13 protein-coding genes and 1 pseudogene are annotated in these 17,867 nt (G+C 69.7%); 5 read left to right on the top strand and 9 right to left on the bottom strand.

Translation table 11 applies throughout. The features are described from left to right. Both efeU and ACZ39I_RS19715 read right to left on the bottom strand, forming a co-directional pair. Positions 1–2,034: an iron uptake transporter permease EfeU gene (gene efeU / locus ACZ39I_RS19710; protein ID WP_467245624.1), complete on the bottom strand. Its 2,034-nt coding sequence runs from the start codon at positions 2,032–2,034 to the stop codon at positions 1–3. A 197-nt stretch (positions 2,035–2,231) separates the two neighbouring features. Then, entirely contained in the window at positions 2,232–3,614 is a 1,383-nt protein-coding gene (locus ACZ39I_RS19715) for a Tat pathway signal sequence domain protein (protein WP_467245625.1), read from the bottom strand. A 557-nt stretch (positions 3,615–4,171) separates the two neighbouring features. On the opposite strand from ACZ39I_RS19715, the pseudogene ACZ39I_RS19720 reads away from it, so the two are divergent. Continuing rightward, positions 4,172–4,621: pseudogene (locus ACZ39I_RS19720) on the top strand (glycoside hydrolase family 15 protein); the annotation flags it as partial. A gap of 96 nt (positions 4,622–4,717) precedes the next feature. On the opposite strand, the gene ACZ39I_RS19725 reads toward ACZ39I_RS19720, so the two are convergent. Further along, positions 4,718–5,095 (bottom strand): DUF6479 family protein, encoded by a 378-nt coding sequence (locus ACZ39I_RS19725; RefSeq protein ID WP_467245626.1) that lies wholly within the window; start codon positions 5,093–5,095, stop codon positions 4,718–4,720. Positions 5,096–5,222: 127 nt separating this feature from the next. On the opposite strand from ACZ39I_RS19725, the gene ACZ39I_RS19730 reads away from it, so the two are divergent. The 3 genes from ACZ39I_RS19730 to ACZ39I_RS19740 all read left to right on the top strand — a co-directional run bounded on the left by ACZ39I_RS19730 (position 5,223) and on the right by ACZ39I_RS19740 (position 7,513). Beyond that, on the top strand, positions 5,223–5,597 hold the full coding sequence (locus ACZ39I_RS19730) for a four-helix bundle copper-binding protein (RefSeq protein ID WP_467245627.1): 375 nt from the start codon (positions 5,223–5,225) through the stop codon (positions 5,595–5,597). 70 nt (positions 5,598–5,667) lie between these two features. Next, entirely contained in the window at positions 5,668–6,846 is a 1,179-nt protein-coding gene (locus ACZ39I_RS19735; RefSeq protein ID WP_467245628.1) for an acyl-CoA dehydrogenase family protein, read from the top strand. A gap of 298 nt (positions 6,847–7,144) precedes the next feature. After that, the gene (locus tag ACZ39I_RS19740) at positions 7,145–7,513 is read left to right on the top strand and encodes a cupin domain-containing protein (RefSeq protein ID WP_467245629.1); all 369 of its coding nucleotides are present in this window, start codon (positions 7,145–7,147) and stop codon (positions 7,511–7,513) included. Between the two features lie 226 nt (positions 7,514–7,739). Here ACZ39I_RS19740 and ACZ39I_RS19745 read toward each other — a convergent pair whose 3' ends face one another. The 6 genes from ACZ39I_RS19745 to ACZ39I_RS19770 form a co-directional block, all read right to left on the bottom strand. Further along, a complete protein-coding gene (locus tag ACZ39I_RS19745) occupies positions 7,740–9,545 on the bottom strand; it encodes an RICIN domain-containing protein (protein WP_467245630.1) in 1,806 nt (601 codons plus the stop codon). Positions 9,546–9,566: 21 nt separating this feature from the next. Then, positions 9,567–11,732 carry a beta-galactosidase gene (locus ACZ39I_RS19750; RefSeq protein WP_467245631.1) on the bottom strand — a complete coding sequence of 722 codons (2,166 nt, stop codon included), beginning with the start codon at positions 11,730–11,732 and terminating at the stop codon, positions 9,567–9,569. A gap of 49 nt (positions 11,733–11,781) precedes the next feature. Then, positions 11,782–12,717: a carbohydrate ABC transporter permease gene (locus tag ACZ39I_RS19755; protein ID WP_467245632.1), complete on the bottom strand. Its 936-nt coding sequence runs from the start codon at positions 12,715–12,717 to the stop codon at positions 11,782–11,784. Further along, positions 12,714–13,658, bottom strand: coding sequence for a carbohydrate ABC transporter permease (locus ACZ39I_RS19760; protein ID WP_467245633.1), 945 nt, complete (start codon positions 13,656–13,658; stop codon positions 12,714–12,716). Before ACZ39I_RS19760 ends, ACZ39I_RS19755 begins: the two co-directional genes overlap by 4 nt. A 74-nt stretch (positions 13,659–13,732) precedes the next feature. Beyond that, positions 13,733–15,130 carry an ABC transporter substrate-binding protein gene (locus ACZ39I_RS19765; RefSeq protein WP_467245634.1) on the bottom strand — a complete coding sequence of 466 codons (1,398 nt, stop codon included), beginning with the start codon at positions 15,128–15,130 and terminating at the stop codon, positions 13,733–13,735. A 371-nt stretch (positions 15,131–15,501) separates the two neighbouring features. Continuing rightward, positions 15,502–16,644, bottom strand: coding sequence for a LacI family DNA-binding transcriptional regulator (locus tag ACZ39I_RS19770; RefSeq protein ID WP_467245635.1), 1,143 nt, complete (start codon positions 16,642–16,644; stop codon positions 15,502–15,504). A gap of 324 nt (positions 16,645–16,968) precedes the next feature. On the opposite strand from ACZ39I_RS19770, the gene ACZ39I_RS19775 reads away from it, so the two are divergent. Continuing rightward, entirely contained in the window at positions 16,969–17,814 is an 846-nt protein-coding gene (locus tag ACZ39I_RS19775; protein ID WP_467245636.1) for an oxygenase MpaB family protein, read from the top strand. The last annotated feature ends 53 nt before the right edge of the window (positions 17,815–17,867 follow it).

Genomic DNA, 17,867 nt, shown 5'->3' on the forward strand with positions numbered 1-17,867 from the left:
TCACGCGGACTTCCTGATCTCCAGCAGGTCCGGCACCGGCGCGAGATCCTCCAGAAGCTGCCCGGTGGCCCCGTCCAACCGGGCCCGCGCGCTCCCGTCGAGGCGGCCGACCGGAGTCCAACTCCCGCCGGGGTGCGCGGAGTCGAGCAGCTTCTGCAGCCGGGCGATGTCCGTGTCGACGGTGGGCGGCAGATGCGGGGCGCGGTCGGTCAGCAACGGCCGCAGGACGGAGAGGAGTTCCCGGGTGCCGGCGAGGTTGGCGTCGGCGGTGGCGAGTTCCGTGCCGCTGCCCTGGTCGGCGTCGCCGGTCAGTTCGAACTGGAGGGTGTTCTCCAGGATCTCGTGGGCGCGCAGGGGCAGGTCTCCGGGATCGAAGTCCTGGGCGGGGAACGCCTTGCGCAGCGCGGCGGCGTCAGCGGCGAGTTGCCGGGCGGGCACGGCCAGTTCACGCGCCGACTCGCCGTGCCACAGACCGTGCTCGATCCGGTGGAAGCCGGAGAAGTCCTTGTCGTGCACCCCGCCGGGGAGTCCGTCGGGCCTGCCGTCGATCTTCCGGTCGTAGTCCTGGAAGGTGCCGTAGGCGGCGCCGAGCGAGGCGTAGGTGCGGTGCGCAGTCAGCCAGTCGGTGCGGGCTGCCCCGAGACGGCCGGCCTCGACGTCGTCGCTGAGCCGTCCGGTCTGTGTGACGAGGGTGGCCAGGCCCCGGTCGACGTATGCCTTGTACGACGTGAGCGGCGCGGCCAGATCGGCGGCGGAGACCGGGACGACCGCCGCCGTGGACCCACCGCCGCCCGTGACCCGTACCGCGCGCGAGGTGACCGCCTTGCCGCTGCTGGGGACACAGCGCCAGGCGTACGTGCCGCCCGCGACGGTTGCCGTCAGATCGCGGGTGGTGCCGGGAGCGAGGCCTTCGACCTCGCCGTAGACCGCGCCGGTGCCCGGGTCGATGAGGTACACCTCGGAGGTCTTGTCGCCGGTGTTGTGCATCCGGAAAGTCCGGCGCCCGGGCTTCGGCGCGGTGAAGCCGTGGCCGCAGTCCGTCTCGGACACGGCCACGGTCTGGGCACCGGCGGGACGGGACCCGCCGAGGGTGACCGCGCCTCCCGCCAGCGCGGCGGGCACGGCGACGACCGCGACCGGAATCACCCACACGGGGCGGCGACGCACGGGCGCCGGACGGGCCGGCTCGGTCTCCCGCGCCTTCGGGGCCGGTTCCGTCGGTCGACCCGGCGAGCTGCGCAGGAACTGCGGCATCACGACCACGAGATAGCCGGCGTACCCGGCCACCTGGAGCCAGGTCATGGTCGGCGTCAGGTTCAACACGCCCTGCACGAGGGTGCTGTACCAGGCTCCCGCGTCGATGCTGCCGCCGAGATCGACGGCGTACGACGTCCCGCCGGGGAGCGCTCCGCCCTCCTGGAGGTCGCGCAGACCGTAGCCCAGCACACCCGCCGCGATCACGATGAGGACGGCGCCGGTCGCGGTGAAGAACCTCGTCAGGTTGATGTGCAGGACACGGCGGTACAGCCCCCAGCACAGGCCCGCCGCGAGGACCAGGCCGATACCGGCACCGGTCAGGGGGCCCGCGGACTCGCCGGCCGCGCGGGCCGTGGTCCACAGGAACAGCGCGGTCTCCAGGCCCTCGCGGCCCACCGCCAGGAACGAGGTCGCGATCAGCATGCCCGCGCCCATGCCCAGTGCCCCGGTGACCTTCTCCCGGATCTCACCGGAGAACGTCCGCGCCGAGCGGCGCATCCAGAACACCATCGCGGTGACGAACCCGACGGCCACCACGCTCAGCGCACCGCCGAACGCCTCCTGGGCGGTGGCGGACAGCGATGCGGCGGTGAAGGTCAGCACGGCACCGAAACTCAGGGCGAGGGAGATCGCGGCCAGAACCCCCGTCCACACCTGCGGCAGCCGGGCCCGAGCACCGGAGCGCACCAGCGTGGCGATGAGAACGGAGACGATCAGCCCGGCCTCCAGGCCCTCCCTCAGTCCGATGAGGAAGCTCGGAAACGCGTCGTCCCACATGGGTGCTGGGCCCCTCCATGACAGTCGCTCTCGGCCTGCCGTGGACGCTGGTTAGCGTAGGCACGCCTTACTTACGCCGACCATCATGAGTGCAGGTAGGCAGCTATCCGGTCATGGATCAGCAGTTATCCGGTCATCTCCCTGCCATGGGGCAGCAAAGATCGCCTCCTGTCGACCGTGCGGAGCGGGCGGAGGCGTCAGCCCCGCAGCGGATTGGCGCGGGCCGTGGCCAGGAGGTACCAGGCGGTGGCGCCGGTGTGACGGTAGGGGTAGTAGCCGAACCCGAATCCGGTGTCGAGCGGGCTGCTCGCCGAGACGACCCCGGAACGGGCCGGGAGGGCCGTGCCGCCGACGGTCTGGGCCTCGCCGAGGTGGTCCTGGGCGCGCTCGATCGAGCCGAGCAAGCGGTGGGCGCGCTTCTCGTCCCCGGCATGTCCCCGGTGCCGCAGCGCGAGCGCGAGGTGGGCGGTGCCCTCGAACCAGACGCCGTTGCGGTCCGGCCTGGGCTGGCCGTCGGCGATGGGGGCACCCTCGTTCGCCAGCAGGCTCGCGGAGCTGAAGGTGACACCCTCGTAGGACTGCCCGGCGGGAACGGTGCTGTTGGGGCGGTCGGCCGTGTCCCGTACGGCCAGCTCGGCCGCGGCCCAGTCGAGGGAGCGGGAGTGGGCCGGGGAGGTGAGGGCGAGGTGGGTCCAGGTCTGGGTGTCCTCCGGGATCGGGGACTTGTTGATCGTCACGCCGTCGTTGGTGCCGGTGTAGAAGAAGCCCCCCGACGGCTCCCACATCTTCTCGACGAAGGCCCTGGCACGCGCGCGACGCTCCCGCCAGACCTTGTCCCCGGTCAGCCGGGCGAGCCGCCCGAACAGGCCGACCAGGTCGGTGTTGTGCTCGGTCGAGGTGAACGGCAGCTTCTGATCGGCCCCGTCGACCCCGAACTTGTAGCCGCCGAGCGGCTCGTCGGTCCGTCCCACCCGCTCGATCCACTCGCCGATCCGCACCGCGCCGGTGAGGAAGCGCCGCTCACCGGTGCGCCCGGCGAGGGCACTCAGCGCGATGCCGGCCCACGCCATGTCGCCCACGGCGGTCCCGGTGAAGCCGAACTGCGTACCGACGTTGGCCGTGCCGTCCGCCCTGACGAACCCGTCCGGCTGCGGGGAGCCGTCGTAGAAGGTGTACGGCCCGACGTTGTAGGCCTGCCGCAGCCGGCCGTCGCCGTACACGGGGTCGTGGGCCTGGGCGTACAACAGCGCGTCACCGAGGGCCACGGCCCGCGACTCGCCCGCGGGAGACGCGAGATGGGCCAGGACCGCGAGGGCGTTGTCGTACGTGAACGCCGTGCTGAACAGTCCCGCCTGGTCCGTGTAGCTCTGGGTGAGCCGGATGGTGCCGTGGTCCGGGTAGGCGTCCATGGCGGCGGCCAGGAAGGCCTGCGCACGGCGGGGCGCGGAGACCCCGGGCGCCGTGGACGTTCCCTGGGCCGCCTGCGCGGTGCCGGTGCCGGTCGCGGCGAGGACCGCGACTCCGAGGCCGGTCCCGATGAGCGTGCGGCGGCTGAGGGGCGGGCGGGGGCTGCCGGTCATGGGTCTCCTCGGGCGGTACGAGCCGGGATGTTCTGAGAGCGCTCTCAAAGGGGCGGGATCATTCTGCTGTCGTGCCGGAGGCGGGTCAACGTCTGGGGCTTGAACAGTAGTTGGCTGCCTCGACGGCGAAGCGGTCGGGGAGCACGTCCGTGAAGCAGGCGTGCGCGCGCCGGACGCGGGAGATCCACCGTGCCCTCGGCCGAACGGTGGAGGGGCGCCCCGCGCTCGGCGCCGCTTCCTGGCCGAAGGACGGATGCCGTGCGAGGGGGGGCGGTCAAGAGAATGGATCTGCAGCCGCCGCCGACTGCTGAAGCGCCGGCCCCACCCCCGTGGGGGCCGGACGGCGCGGGGCGTGTACTCGGCGGGGCGTTCGCCGAGGTGGCCGCGGCGGTGTCGGGGAGCGATGGGAGTAGGGGAGGCGCGGAGAGCTGACGGGATGGGGTGTGGGGCTCGTTCCTTAAAGGGCGGCTTGGTCGGTTGGTGGGATGCCGGTCAGTGCGGCGATGCCGACCGGCAGGGGGTGTGGCGTGGCTGGAGGGGGTGCGGTGGGATTCGGGGTCCTCGACGCCGTCGAGCGGACCTGCCTCCACCCCGACGGTCACTGGCAGCGCACGCCCGACGACCCGTCCGTGGACGCCGCCCTGCTGCTGCCCGGCATACGGGGTGCCCTGCCCGCCGCCGACCCGCGCACCCGGGCCACCCTCGCCGCGTGCCGTCGGGAACTGGCGGACGACCACTTCCTCTACCGTTTCCGCCACGACGAGCGCCCCCTGGAAGAGGCAGAGGGCGCTTTCGTACTGTGCGGGTTCGTCATGGCGCTCGCCGAGCACCAGCAGGGCCGGACCGTCGAGGCGTATCGCTGGTTCGAACGCAACCGGGGCGCCTGCGGGGCCTCGGGGCTGTACGCCGAGGAGTTCGACATCGCCCAGCGTCAGCTGCGCGGCAACCTCCCGCAGGCCTTCGTGCACGCGGTGATGCTGGAGGCGGCCGCCCGGCTCGGTGAGTGAGCGGGCGCCCGCCTCCAACAGCCCCAGCGCTGTTCCGGACGAGACGATTACGGCAAAGCCGGATGCGTGCCATGGTCCAAGCCATGGCCGTGGACGTCAGCCGCCTCCCGGACCGCCGCTGCCGAACGAGCCGCTGCTGCCATCGTCCCAGCGAGGACGTTCTCCCCCCGGACCCGTCCGGGTCGGACTGTTGCCGTGCTGGGGCATTTCGTGCGGGGTCAGGCGGGTGTCGCTCCTGGGCACCTCGTCGGGCTCCCGGTGCTCCCTGACCTCACGGACCGGCCCGCTCTCGGGCAGCCTCGGCTGTTCCTCGGGAGTCGGCGGACGCGACTCGCGGCGCTTGACGCGGGCGCCCAGCCAGAAGGCGCCGATCAGCACCGCCACGACCACCACACCCGCGGCGATCACTCCGGCCGCGAGGCCGCCCCGGCCCGCGGCCAGATCCATCCATTCGGTGTTCAGGGCTTGGTTCATGCCACGCGAGTACCCCTGGTCCGGCGAGCGAATCGACCCGCACAGGGGACGCCCGGAGGACGCCCGGAGGACGCAAACCCCCGGGAACTCCGGGTTTGGCGGCCCGGACCCCGGCTACCCGCCTGTTGTGACGACTTCGACTTCTCAGCAGGAGCTCTTCCGGTTCCTGGAGGACCGCTTCGCGTGTGCCCAGGCGTGCACCGAGTGCGCACGGGCCTGTGCGCTGCGCGCGAGCCTGGTCGATCCGGACGGGACCGAGGAACAGGAACTACTCCGACGCAAGGGCATCATGTGCGCCGAGGTGTGCGACGCGACCTGCCGGGTCCTGTCCGAGGATAACCACCTCGACGAGGCCGGCATCCGCGTCCAGTTGGAATGGTGCAGGTCGGTCTGTCTGGAGTGCGCCCAGGTCCTGGACCGGCATGTCGGCAACGAGGACGCCGCCAAGGCGTGCCGAGAGTGCGCCCAGGCGTGCACGGACTTCATGGCGACCCTCGTCTGACCGTTCCCAATTTCTGGAACACGTTCTACCGTGTGCGCCGTCAGGACCGGCCTGGGAGCCTGGAGGCGCCGTGCATCTCGACCACACGCCCGAACAGCAGCGGCTGCGCATCGAGCTGCGCACCTACTTCGCCGATCTGGTCCCGAACAACGCACACGCCCGCTTCGCCGACCGGGACGCCCAGAAACGCTTCTACCGCGACACCATCCGGCGCCTGGGCACGGAGGGCTGGCTCGGCGTCGGCTGGCCCAAGGAGTACGGCGGCCGCGGCCTGACCGCGATGGAACAGTTCATCTTCTTCGACGAGGCCGCCCAGGCCGGCGTACCCCTGCCGCTGATGGCCCTCAACACCGTAGGCCCGACGATCATGCGGTACGGCACCGAGGAGCAGAAGTCCTGGTTCCTGCCACGCATCCTCTCCGGTGAGATCGACTTCGCGATCGGCTACAGCGAGCCCGGCGCGGGCACCGACCTGGCCTCCCTGAAGACCCGCGCGGTACGGGACGGGGACGAGTACATCGTCAACGGCCACAAGATCTGGACCACCAACGGCGACACCGCCGACTGGGTCTGGCTCGCCGTGCGCACCGACCCCGACGCCCCGCCGCACAAGGGCATCACCATGCTCCTGATGCCGACCACCGACCCCGGCTACTCGTGCACCGTCATCAACACCCTCGCCTCGCACGACACCACGGCCAGCTACTACGAGAACGTCCGCGTCCCCGTCTCGCACCGGGTCGGCGAGGAGAACCAGGGCTGGCGGCTGATCACCAACCAGCTCAACCACGAGCGCGTCACCCTCGCCGCCCACGGCACCATGGCGATCCGAGCCCTGCAGAACGTCCAGCGCTGGGCCATGGAGACCAAGCTGGCCGACGGCCGCCGCGTCATCGACCTGCCGTGGGTGCGCCGCCGCCTCGCCCAGACCCACACCCGCCTCGACGCGCTCAAACTCCTCAACTGGCGGATGGTGAACGCCGTCGAGGACGGCACCCTCACCCCGCAGGACGCCTCCGCGGTCAAGGTCTACGGCTCCGAGGCCCGCCGGGACGCCTACGCGTGGCTCATGGAGATCGTCGCGGCGGCCGGCGCGCTGAAGGAGGGCTCGGCGGGCGACGTCCTCCACGGCGAACTGGAACGCGGCTACCGCTCGGCGGTGATCTTCACCTTCGGCGGCGGCAACAACGAGATCCAGCGGGAGATCATCTCGTGGATCGGTCTGGGGATGCCGCGGGTACGGCGTTAGCCTGCTGCGCGGGGCTTCTGCCGAATCGGTCCCTCCGCCATGGAGGCGTCCGCGTTGTTGAGCGCCACCGCGTGGGCGCGCACCACAGGCCCGCGAGATCACCGACCGCGCCGGCGCCACCCCGGCCTACCCGCTTGCTCGTCGAGGCTTCGGACAAGGTCGAGAACTGCCGAATCATCATCGACTCATCCGCAGGTGGCAGGCTGTCCCCGCCAATTGGTCCGAGCGCGCCTACGTCGTTCGTCGACCTGTTTTGTAGGCACATTTCGATGCGGTTGAGGCTGATATATTCCATGTTATGGATGACAGCGTATATGTAGGGAATGCGGGCGATGATGCACTGTTGGATCGAGGCTGGCTTCTCGGCCATTTCAAGGACACCGATGATCCTCGTCACACAACTGCGGTAGAGGTCAAGTGGGGCGTTCATCCGCGTGGTGACCGGCGGTTGCAGTGGGTGACAGGCGAAGAGCGAACGGCCGTCCTGGTTCTCATCAGTGGCAGGTTTCGCGTGGATTTCCCAGGGCGCAGCGTTCTTCTGGCGAAACAAGGGGATTACGTTGTTTGGGGGCGTGGAGTCGACCACTCGTGGTTCGCGGAAGAGGAATCCGTATTGGTGACGGTTCGATGGCCATCTGTATCCGGTTATGCGGTGACGCGAGAATAGTGAATGGGACGAGTATTTGACGGTCTCCCGCGGAAAGGCTCCGACCGTGGAATGGGTGTGGGTTGACACCGCCGATGGAGGGGCGCAGGTGACCGGCCACCACGGCGCCGTCCGACAGACGGACCGTCCGAACTGAATGTTCGAAATGTCGGCCAATGTTCGATCATGTGAATGAGGATGGGGGCCTGGCAGCGGGTGCCAGGCCCCGGTTTCGAACGAGGTGCTGCTACTGGACGAGCTCCCAGTCCTGTGAGCCGTCCGTGGCCGCGGTCTGCAAGGTCAGCTGCGCCCCGGCAGTCGCACCGGTCAGGTACAGGCTCGTGTTCTTGACGGACTGGAGCTTGTAGAACCCGTCGCTGGTCTTGACGAGGTTCCAGCTGCCGGTGGCACTGTTGTCGACCCACTGGCCGATCTTCTGGCCGGCCGTGGCATTGCCGGTCCAGATCGCCGCCGCCCGGCCGCCCGACTTGTTCAGCAGGCTCACCCCGCCGTTCGGCTCGGTCGTCACGTGCCAGTACTGGGTGTCCGCGTTGCCCGCCGAGCCCGGGGCCTCCAGCCGGACGTCGGGAACATCCGCGTTGCCGATGTTCGCGTCGTTGGTCTTGTTCCCGGTGCCGATCACCTGGTCGGTCTTGCGGTTCACCAGTTGGTAGTAGGCGCCGTCCGTGTGGCCGAGATCGACCTCGGCGAACTTGAGCGTCGAGGTCCCCTGGTTGTTGAGGATCACGATGCGGCCGGTGCCGTCGACGTACTGGAGGTTGCGGCTGTAGCCGGCCTGCGAGGTCGTCTGGTACTCCTTCCAGGTGCCGTCGCTGCGTCCGCTGTCGTTGACCCAGACATTGCCGCTGCCGGCGGCGTTGTAGACCAGGCGGCCACCCGGCAGCCTGATGAGGACCGGGCTGCCGCCCGTCGCGAGGGCGTGCGAGCCGGTGTCGATCGGCAGGGTGGTGACGCCCGTGCCGGTGGCGGAGCCGGTGTAGAACTTCAACGGGTCGTCGGCGAGCACGTACTTGGTGTTGACTCCGCCGCCCCAGTACTCGAAGGTCAGCAGCCACTTGCCGTCCGTCGTACGGACGACGTTCGCCATGCCCGGCCGCCCGCCGCCGATCTCCGTCTTGCCGCCGGCCATGGTCTGGGTCAGTCCCGCGATGTCCACGACGGGGGCGCTCCACGCGGCGCCGGTGCCGTCCCAGGTCTTGTGGGCCAGGATCTGGCCCTGCGAGTCCGTGGCCGTGTCGTTGGCGGGATCGAGGGTCGGGACACCGGTGGTCGTGTTGAAGCCGGTGTAGTCGTTCTCGTCGGAGTAGTAGCAGACGAGCTTGCCCTTGTAGACCATCAGGTACGGCTCCCAGACCGGGTCCACCTGATGGTTCGTGTTCGCGGCCGCGATGTTCTGGCCGGTCGCGCCCGCGCTGCCGCCCTGCCAGCCGCCGGTGGCGACGACGTTCTCGACCTTCCACGTCACGCCGTCGTCGGAGCTGGAGTACAGGGCGATCGCCAGGTCCTTGCGGTCGCCGTCGTTGGTCGGCGTCCAGTTCGGGTCGGCCGCCTTGTGCTCCTTGTAGTAGTAGTCGTCGCCCGAGACGACACTCGCGAGCAGCAGCGTGCCCTGCTTCAGGTTCCCGACGTCCTGCGGAAGGACGTACAGGTAGGGGTTCGTCCAGTTGCTCGTGTACTTCGCGTACTGCGGGTCGCTGGAGAGGTATGCCGGAGCCTTGACCTCCGAGAGCGGCTGCCACGTGGTTCCGCGGTCGTCGCTCTTGTAGACGGGGAGCGTCTGCTTGTTGGCGCTGCCCGTCGCCGTCACGACGGTGGACTTCTCGAAGGACGCGACCAGACGTCCGCTCGGCAACTGCGCCGACTTCGGGTAGACCGCGCAGTTGCCCCGCCCTTTCAGACACGGCTCGGTGCCCAGCTGGTAGAGGGTTCCGCCTGTCGGGTTGTACGCCTGCGCGCTGACCATGGGTATCGCGAGGATCGCGGATGTCGCCGCGAAGGTTCCGAGGGCTCGTCCAAGCCTTCTTCTCTGCATGGCCCCTCCTCAGGGGATGGATCAGGATTGGTTGGTTGCTCCGGGAGTCGGCGCGCTGTCGGCGTCGGTGGAGACGAGTACGCGTACGTCCCAGGCGCCGAGGTCCAGCGCCGTGCCCGTCGAGAGGGGGGTGTCCGTCAGGGCGTCGGAGAGGTCCGCCGGGGTGGGGACGCTCACGGGTTCCCAGCTCCAGTTGTGGACGATGTGGACACGGCGACCGTCGGGTGAGGTGCCGGTGGTCGCGGTGACCGAGGCCGGGAGGTCGCGCCACCCGCTGCTCGCGGCCGGGACCAGCCATGCGGCCAGCGCCCGGGCGAGGTCGCGGCTCGGCACCGTGCCGACGGTGGTGACGCGGCCCGCGCCGTGGCCGCGGGTGGTGATCGCGGGCCAGCGGCCGTAGTGCGGGTGCTCGTACACGGCGAGGACGTCGGCGTCGGTGGCCGTGAGGCACTCGATCCACTGAGTGGCCGCGGCGCCCGTGGGCACCTGGAACGGGGCACCGGGTACGGCGCGGATCGGGATGTCGCGCGCGAGGTTGCCGAACTCGTCGTACTGGACGCCAGCGGCTGCCACCAGCCGCCCGGGGGCCGGTTCGTGACGGGCCCGGGCCTCGTGGTCGGCGTAGCCGGTGCGCGGGCCGAGCACCAGGTGACCGCCCGCGTGGGCGTAGGCGGCGAGCCAGTCGAGGGCGGCGTCGGCGGCGATGTACAGCGCCGGTACCACCAGCACGGGGTGGCGGCGGGCGGCTTCCTCCGGTGCCGTCTGCTCGTGCAGCTGCCGGGCGTGGACGATGCGGACCTGGCGGCCCGCGTCGAAGGCGCCGCGGTAGAAGGGGTCGAAGATGCGGTGGTAGGCGGCGGCGTCCGGTTCGCCGTCAGGGGTCGCGAGCGGCGGGTACTTCTGCATCAGCCACTTGCTCGGCATCGAGTAGACCATCGTGATGTCGGAGTCCGGTTCGAGCCCGGCGACGAGCTCCCCCGCCGTCTCGAACTCCGCGCCGAGACGGGCGATTTCGGCATACGTGCGGCCGGGCCGGCCGCTGTGCGGGAGGACGCCACCCCAGTAGGTCTCCGCGCCGAAGCGCAGGGTCTGCCACTGCCAGTACTCGATCATCCGGGCGCCGCGCGCGACGTGCGCCCATGCGGCCTGCCGCCACTGACCGTCATAGCCGGGCCGGTTGTCCCAGGCGAAACCGATGCTCTGGGCGTTGGTCTCGGTGACCAGGAACGGCGCCTGGCGGGAGGAGAACATCCAGTCCGCGGTCTGGTACATCGACCAGACGCCGGTGGTCTTCCACTTCTGCTCGTGGGCGTCGGGCGTGGGGTCGGGCAGCAGGAGGCCGTCCTGCATGTCGTAGTACGGGTTGCCGGAGGCGATGTCGAGGCGATCCGACATCTCGTCGTCCTCCACCCCTTGGCGGGTGTAGGAGATGCAGGTGGTGACGAACTGACCGGACCGGGCGTACTCACGGACGATGTCGGCCTGCCAGCCGATGAACTCGGTGACCTGCCGGGCCTGGAACTCCCGCCAGGCGACGTCGTACTGGGGCTGTTCGTTGCCGTCGGGGGTCCACAGGTCGGCCCACGTGGACAGGCGGTGCGACCAGTAGACCAGGCCCCACTCGCGGTTGAGGGTCTCGACGTCCCCGTACTTCTCCCGCAGGTGGTCCACGAAGCGCTCGAAGACACCGCGGTTGTGCAGGAGGTGCAGGCCGGGCTCGTTGTCCACCTGCCAGCCGATGACCGCCGGGTGGTCGGCGTACCGGGCCACCATCTTGCGGATGACCCGCTCGGCGTGGAAGCGGAAGGCGGGGTGGGTGAAGTCGATCTCCTGGCGTGCACCCCAGCCCAGCCGCTGCCCGGTGGCGTACTCGGCGGTGATTTCCGGGTACTGGCGGGCCAGCCACGGCGGAGCCGCGTAGGTCGGCGTGCCGACGATGACGGAGATGCCGCGCTCGTGGGCGCCGTCGAGGACGGGCTGGAGCCAGTCGAGGTCGAAGCGGCCGTTGTCCGGCTCCCAGGTCGACCAGACCGACTCGCCGACCCTGATGACGGTGAAGTTCGCCTCGGCCATCAGGTCCAGGTCGGTCTTGAGCCGTTCGTCGGGCCGCAGTTCGGGGTCGTAGGCGGGCGTGTACTCGTGGTAGTACGCGGCGCCGAACAGGACGCGGGCAGGCAGAGCCGCCATGAGGGGGAACCTCCGATAAATGCGGGGAGTGGTACGAGGGCCGCGGGCCCTACTGCTTGACGCCGCCGGCGGCCAGGCCGCTCTGCCAGTACCGCTGGAGCAGCAGGAAGGCCACGACGAGGGGCAGGATCGAGATGAGGGAGCCGGTCACGACCAGGGCGAGCATGTCGCTGCTGGCACCGGCCCCGCCGTTCTGCGCCTGCGCCGCCCAGGAGGAGAGGCCGACGGTGACGGGGTAGAGATTTGGATCATTGAGCATGATCAGCGGCAGGAAGTAGTTGTTCCAGGTCGCCACGAGCGTGAACAGCAGCACAGTGACCAGACCCGGCGCGAGCAGCCGCAGCACGATCGTGCCGAAGATCCGCGCCTCCCCGGCGCCGTCGATTCGAGCCGCCTCCAGGAGGCTGTCCGGGACGGCGTCCTGGGCGTAGATGCGCATGAGGTACAGGCCGAACGGGTTGACCAGCGAGGGCAGGATGACCGCCCACGGGGTGTTGACCAGACCGGCCTTGGCGAACAGCAGATAGGTCGGGATCGCCAGCGCGGTGGCCGGGACCATGACGGCGCCGAGCACCAGGTTGAAGGAGAACCGGTCACTGCGGAAGCGGAACTTCGCGAAACCGTACCCGCCGGCGGCCGCGAGCAGCGCGGCCCCGACCGCGCTGACGCCCGCGTACATGACCGTGTTGAGCAGCCAGTGGACGAAGACCCCGTCGTCCTGGGTGAAGGTCTGCCTGACGTTCGTCAGCAGCTGCGGGGCGTGCGAGAACCACAGGCCGAAGCTGTTGAACAGGTCCTGGGTGCTCTTGGTCGAGGCGATCAGCAGCCAGAACAGAGGCAGGAGGAAGTAGGCCAGGACCGTCAGCATGGCGATCGTCAGCGGAGTGCTGCGGCGCCGGGAGGCGGATCCCCGTCGAGGCGGCGCGGCGGAAGGCGGCTTCGTCGACGGCTCGGCAATCGTGGCCCTGCGGGTGATGGTCGTCATGCGGACCTCCTGCGGTTCGCGGTCAGGAGTACGGCGTAGGAGGCGATGACGATGACCAGGCCGAGGAGGAAGGACACCGTGGCCGCGTAGTTGACCTGTTGGCCGGTGAAGGCGAGCGTGTAGGCATAGAGGTTGGCGGTGTAGGAGCTGCTGATCACGTCCGGGGCGATGGTCATCAACAGCTTCGGCTCGTTGAACAGCTGGAAGCTGCCGATCACCGAGAACAGCAGGGTGAGCATCAGCGCGGGGCGCAGGGCCGGCAGCTTGATGGACCAGGCGATCCGCCAGGCGCCGGCCCCGTCCATCGCGGCGGCCTCGTACAGCTCCTCGGGGATGGTGCGCAGGGCGGCGTACAGGATGATCATGTTGTAGCCGACGAACTCCCAGGTCACGATGTTGGCGAGACTGCCGAGCATCCAGCCGTCGCTGAGGAAGTGCGGAACGGGCAGGCTGAGATTGCGGCTGAGCTGGGCGAAGGGGCCGAAGTCCGGTCCGTACAGATAGCCCCACATGAGCGCGGCGACCACGCTCGGGACGGCGTAGGGGATGAAGATGCCCAGCCGGATGACACGGGCGAGCCGGAGCAGCCCGCTGTCGAGGGCGAGGGCGAACACCAGCGCCAGCAGCAGCATCACCGGGACCTGGATGACGAAGAACAGGGCGACCCGTCCGATGCCGTGCAGGAACTGCGAATCGCTCAGGGCTTGGGCGTAGTTGTCGAGCCCGACGAACGTCGTGCCGCCGATGAGGCGTTCCTGGAACAGGCTGAGATAGGCGGCGTAGCCGAGCGGGGCGAGGAAGAGCAGCAGGAACAGCACCATGAACGGTGCGACGAACAGCGGTCCTGCCGTCCGTTGACGGCTCTTGCCGCCGCGCCCGAGGCGTGTCGACCCGTCTCGCCTCCTGCCCTTGGGGGAGGCCGCGGTTGTGGCAGTCATCATCGGGCCTTTCTGAGGGATTGGGACTGTGTCGGTGGGGGCGGGTCCCGCGCCACCGCACGGGACCCGACGGGCCGTTACGGCGTCTCGACGGTGAAGCCCTGGCTCTTGGCGTAGGTGGTGAGTCGCGTCTGCCAGGTGCCGAGCGCGCGGACCGTGTCGGTCTTGTCGGCGAGGGACTTGCCGACCGTCTCGGTCCAGTCGGTCGCCGCCTGGTCGAGGAACGGGGGCCACTGGAAGGAGGAGTTGACCGTGGAGCTGATGTCGGCGAAGACCTGGTTGACCTTCTGGCCGCCGTAGAAGGCGGGCGCGTCGCCGGTGAACGTGGCGTCCGTGAGGAGGGCCTTGGTGGCGGGGAAGAAGAACTGTTCGGTGGCGAACATCTTCGCGCTGGCCGGGTCGCTGTTGAGGAACTGTGCGAACTGGGCGGCCGCGATGGGGTTCTTGGTGGAGCGGAGGACGGCGGTGGTGGAGCCGCCCCAGTTGCCCGAGCTCGGCTTCGACGTGTCCCACTGCGGGAGGGGGGCGGCGCGCCACTTGCCGGAGGTGGCCTTGGCGGAGCCGGAGAGGAAGGCCGGCCCCCAGGCGGCGGTGATCCAGGTGGCGTACTTGCCCTTGTTGAACCCGGCGTACCAGCCGTCGGTGAAGTCGGGGTCGGTGCTGACGACCCCTTCCTGGGCCAGGCCGCCCCAGTACGCGCCGAGCTTCCTGGAGACGGCGTCGTCGACACCGATGGTGATGTCACTCCTGCCGGACACCACGTACGGCTTGGCTCCCGCCTGCCACAGCAGGCCGTGCCAGGCGGCGACCTGGTTGGCCGCGAGGTTGGTCAGGTAGACATCGGGGTCGGCCTTGTGGAGCTTGCGGGCCGCGGCGGCGAACTCGTCCCAGGTCGTGGGGACCTTGATGCCGTGCTTGTCGAAGATGTCCTTGCGGTACAGCATGCCGAGCGGGCCGGTGTCCTGCGGGATCGCCCACACCTCGCCCTTGCTGCCGCTGACCTGCTGCCAGGTCCAGTCGACGAACTTCTCCTTGAGTGCGGAGGCACCGTACGGCCGCAGGTCGAGCAGGCTGTCGGTGATGGTGAAGGTCGGGATGGCCTGGTACTCGATCTGCACCATGTCCGGGGCGCCGCTGCCGGCCTTCAGAGCCGTACGCAACTTGGTGTACTGGGGAGTGCCCTGGCCGGCGTTGACGACCTTGACCTTGATGGCCGGGTACTTGGCCTCGAAGAGGGCGACTTCCTTGTCGATGTTCGGGACCCAGGTCCAGAACGTCAGCTCGGTCGGCGTCTTCATCGCCTTGTCGATGTCGGCCTGGCTGACAGGCTTGGAGGACCCGGACGAGCCGCCCGAGTCGCTGCCGCCGCAGGCGGTGAGAGTGAGGCCGAGCGAGACGGCGCCTGTCGTGGTGAGGAACAGTCGACGGCTCATCGAGGAGCGGCCGGACATGGATGTGGACGTGTTTCTGGGCATGGTGAACTCCCGCCGGTGGCGAAGATGACGGCACGCCTGGCAAGGGCGTACGAAGGTGTGGTGAAGGGGGCGCGGACGCGCCTGCCGAGGCTCGGACACCGACAGGGCCGGGTGCGGGTCCTCGTGGACCGGGGCCGGCGCGTCTTCCGTGTGCGGAGGTGGCGGTGGCGGCCGAAGAAGAAGAAGGGGATGAAACCAGAGGCAGAGAGGGTGGGGGAACCTGGCTCAGCGCCTGCTGGTTTCTGGAACGGCCCCGCGGCGATCGTGCGGCGGAGGCGTCGAAAGGGGCGGGGCGTGACCGGAAGCAGCGGCTTGTACTGAAGTCACGCGCCCGCCGTGGACTTGCTGATGTCCGGGCTCACCGGTGCGGGTCAGCGGTGGGTGGACGGGCCTCCGTTCGGGAGCGGCGGACGGTCCGCGCCCCCGAGTGCACGAGAGGCGGTACGCCGGCCACGAGCCGGGGTCGTCCGGCTCGGTGGTGGCGCGGTCGAGGAGCGGACGATGAGATCGATGGGTGGATCGCTCGTGGGTAACGGATCCGCGTCCGGGTTCTCGATGGCATGCACCAGACGCTTGAGTCCCTCCTGCGCCACGGCGTCGAACGGCTGCCGCACCGTGGTCAGCGGAGGAGTCACATAGGCGGCGACCGGAATGTCGTCGAATCCGACGACGCTGACGTCCTCCGGCACCCGGCGCCCGGCCTCCGTCAGTGCGCGGATCAGGCCGATCGCCATGTCGTCGTTGGCGGCGAACACCGCGGTGACGTCAGGGTCTTCGGCCAGTCCCCGTCCCGCCCGGTATCCGGAGGCGGCCGACCAGTCGCCCTCGACGACCGGCGGTACGGCCCTGCCGTGCGCGGTCAGCGCCGCCCGCCATCCCTCGAGGCGGTCCCGGGCGGCGTACCACCGCTGCGGACCGGCCAGGTGATGGACTGTCGGATGCCCGAGTTCCAGCAGGTGCTCGACGGCGGAGTGTGCCATCAGGTCGGCACCGCCCCCGGCGGTCAGCGCCCTGGGCGCGGTGAGAGGTAGTGGCGCACCAAGGACGAGCACCGGAACGTCGATGCGGAAGGAAGCGTCTCCCTCGGTACCCGCTTCGTCGATCGGTTCGGAGATGACGATGCCGTCCACGCCCTGATCGAGGAGTGAACTCACGGCACCGGTCACGCCCGAGGCGTCGCCCTCCATCGTGTTGACCACGTGCAGCGCGTATCCCGTGTCCCGGACGACCCGCTCCACGCCCATGAGCAGCGTGGCGGGTCCGTACAGGGCCGTGCCCAGAGTCACCACACCGATGGAGCGAGTGCGTCCGGAGGCCAGTGCCCGGGCGGCGTTGTTACGCCGGTAGCCGAGCTCTTCGGCGGCTTCGAGGACGCGCCTGCGCACATCGGCGGAGACGTACTGCTCGTCATTGAAGACCCGCGACACCGTCTTCTGCGAGACCCCCGCCAGACGGGCCACATCCACGCTGCGCGGAGCCGCGGTGTTGCCGCTCCGTGTCGTTCCTCGCGTCATGGTGTCTCCCGATGGCCGGATGTACGAGCCAGATGATGCCAGACCCGCCAGTGACTGGCCACGCGGTCTGTCTGCGCTGTCATGTCTACGCAGTCATACGGCTGTCGTCAAGAGTTCGGAACAGATCCGTAACCGAGCGACCCGGCCGCGTGCTCCTGGGCGGCGTGCCGGACGAGGCGCTTCTTGCCGAGCTGCTTGAAGCCAAAGTGCTCGGCACGCACGACGTTCTGGAGGTGGTGCACCCGGCTGCTGAAGCCAGTCGGCGGCAGCGCAGGTCACCGACGTTGCCTTGTGCCGACCGGCGATCGTGGTCACACTGCCGACATGACGGCTGATCCGGGGTTGTTCGGTCCATCGTCCGTGACCTGGCAGCTGCACGGCGACCCCATGATGTGGGTCGCCGGCATCCGCGCGCTCTACCTCCAGGCCCTGCACCCGCGCGCCCTGCGCGGCGTCACGCAGAACTCCGACTTCCGGCGCGACGCCTGGGGCCGGCTGATGCGGACCGCCAACTTCGTCGGCACGACGACCTACGGCACCACCGAGGCCGCGGAGAAGGCCGGCGCCCGGGTCCGCAAGATCCACGGCATGCTCGGGGCGACCGACCCCGACACCGGTGAACGCTACGGCGTCGACGAACCCGAGCTCCTGCTGTGGGTGCACTGCGCCGAGATCGACTCCTATCTCCAGGTCGCCCGCCGCTCCGGCTTCCGTCTCACCGACGAGCTGGCGGACCGCTACATATCCGAGCACCGGGTCAGCGCCCGCCTGGTGGGCCTGGACCCCGACGCCGTACCGGCCGACCAGGTCGAGATGGCCGCCTACTTCGAGAAGGCGCTCCCCGAACTCGCGGCTACTCCCGAGGCCCGCGAGGTGGACGACTTCCTGCTCCGGCCGCCGACGCACCCCCTTCTCGTCCCGGCGCGCGCGGTGCTGTGGCGGCGCGTGGCGCAGCTGGCATACGCCGCCCTGCCGCCGTACGCCCATGAGCTGTACGGCAGGAAAGCCCCTGAGCCCACCACTGTCACCCGCCAGTTGCGCGCCACCGGCACCCTGCTGCGCTGCGTTCCCGCACGTCTGCGCTGGCAACTCCCGCCCAAGCACATCCTGCGCGCCATGGACCGGCTCGGCCCCGGCACCCGCCCCGCCCCGTACAAACTCGGACGATAGGTCGCCATACTGGACGGGCCAGGGGTGGCGGGGCGAGTTCGACGGGGGCGGTC

The sequence above is a fragment of the Streptomyces sp. NPDC024687 genome, from assembly GCF_055559055.1.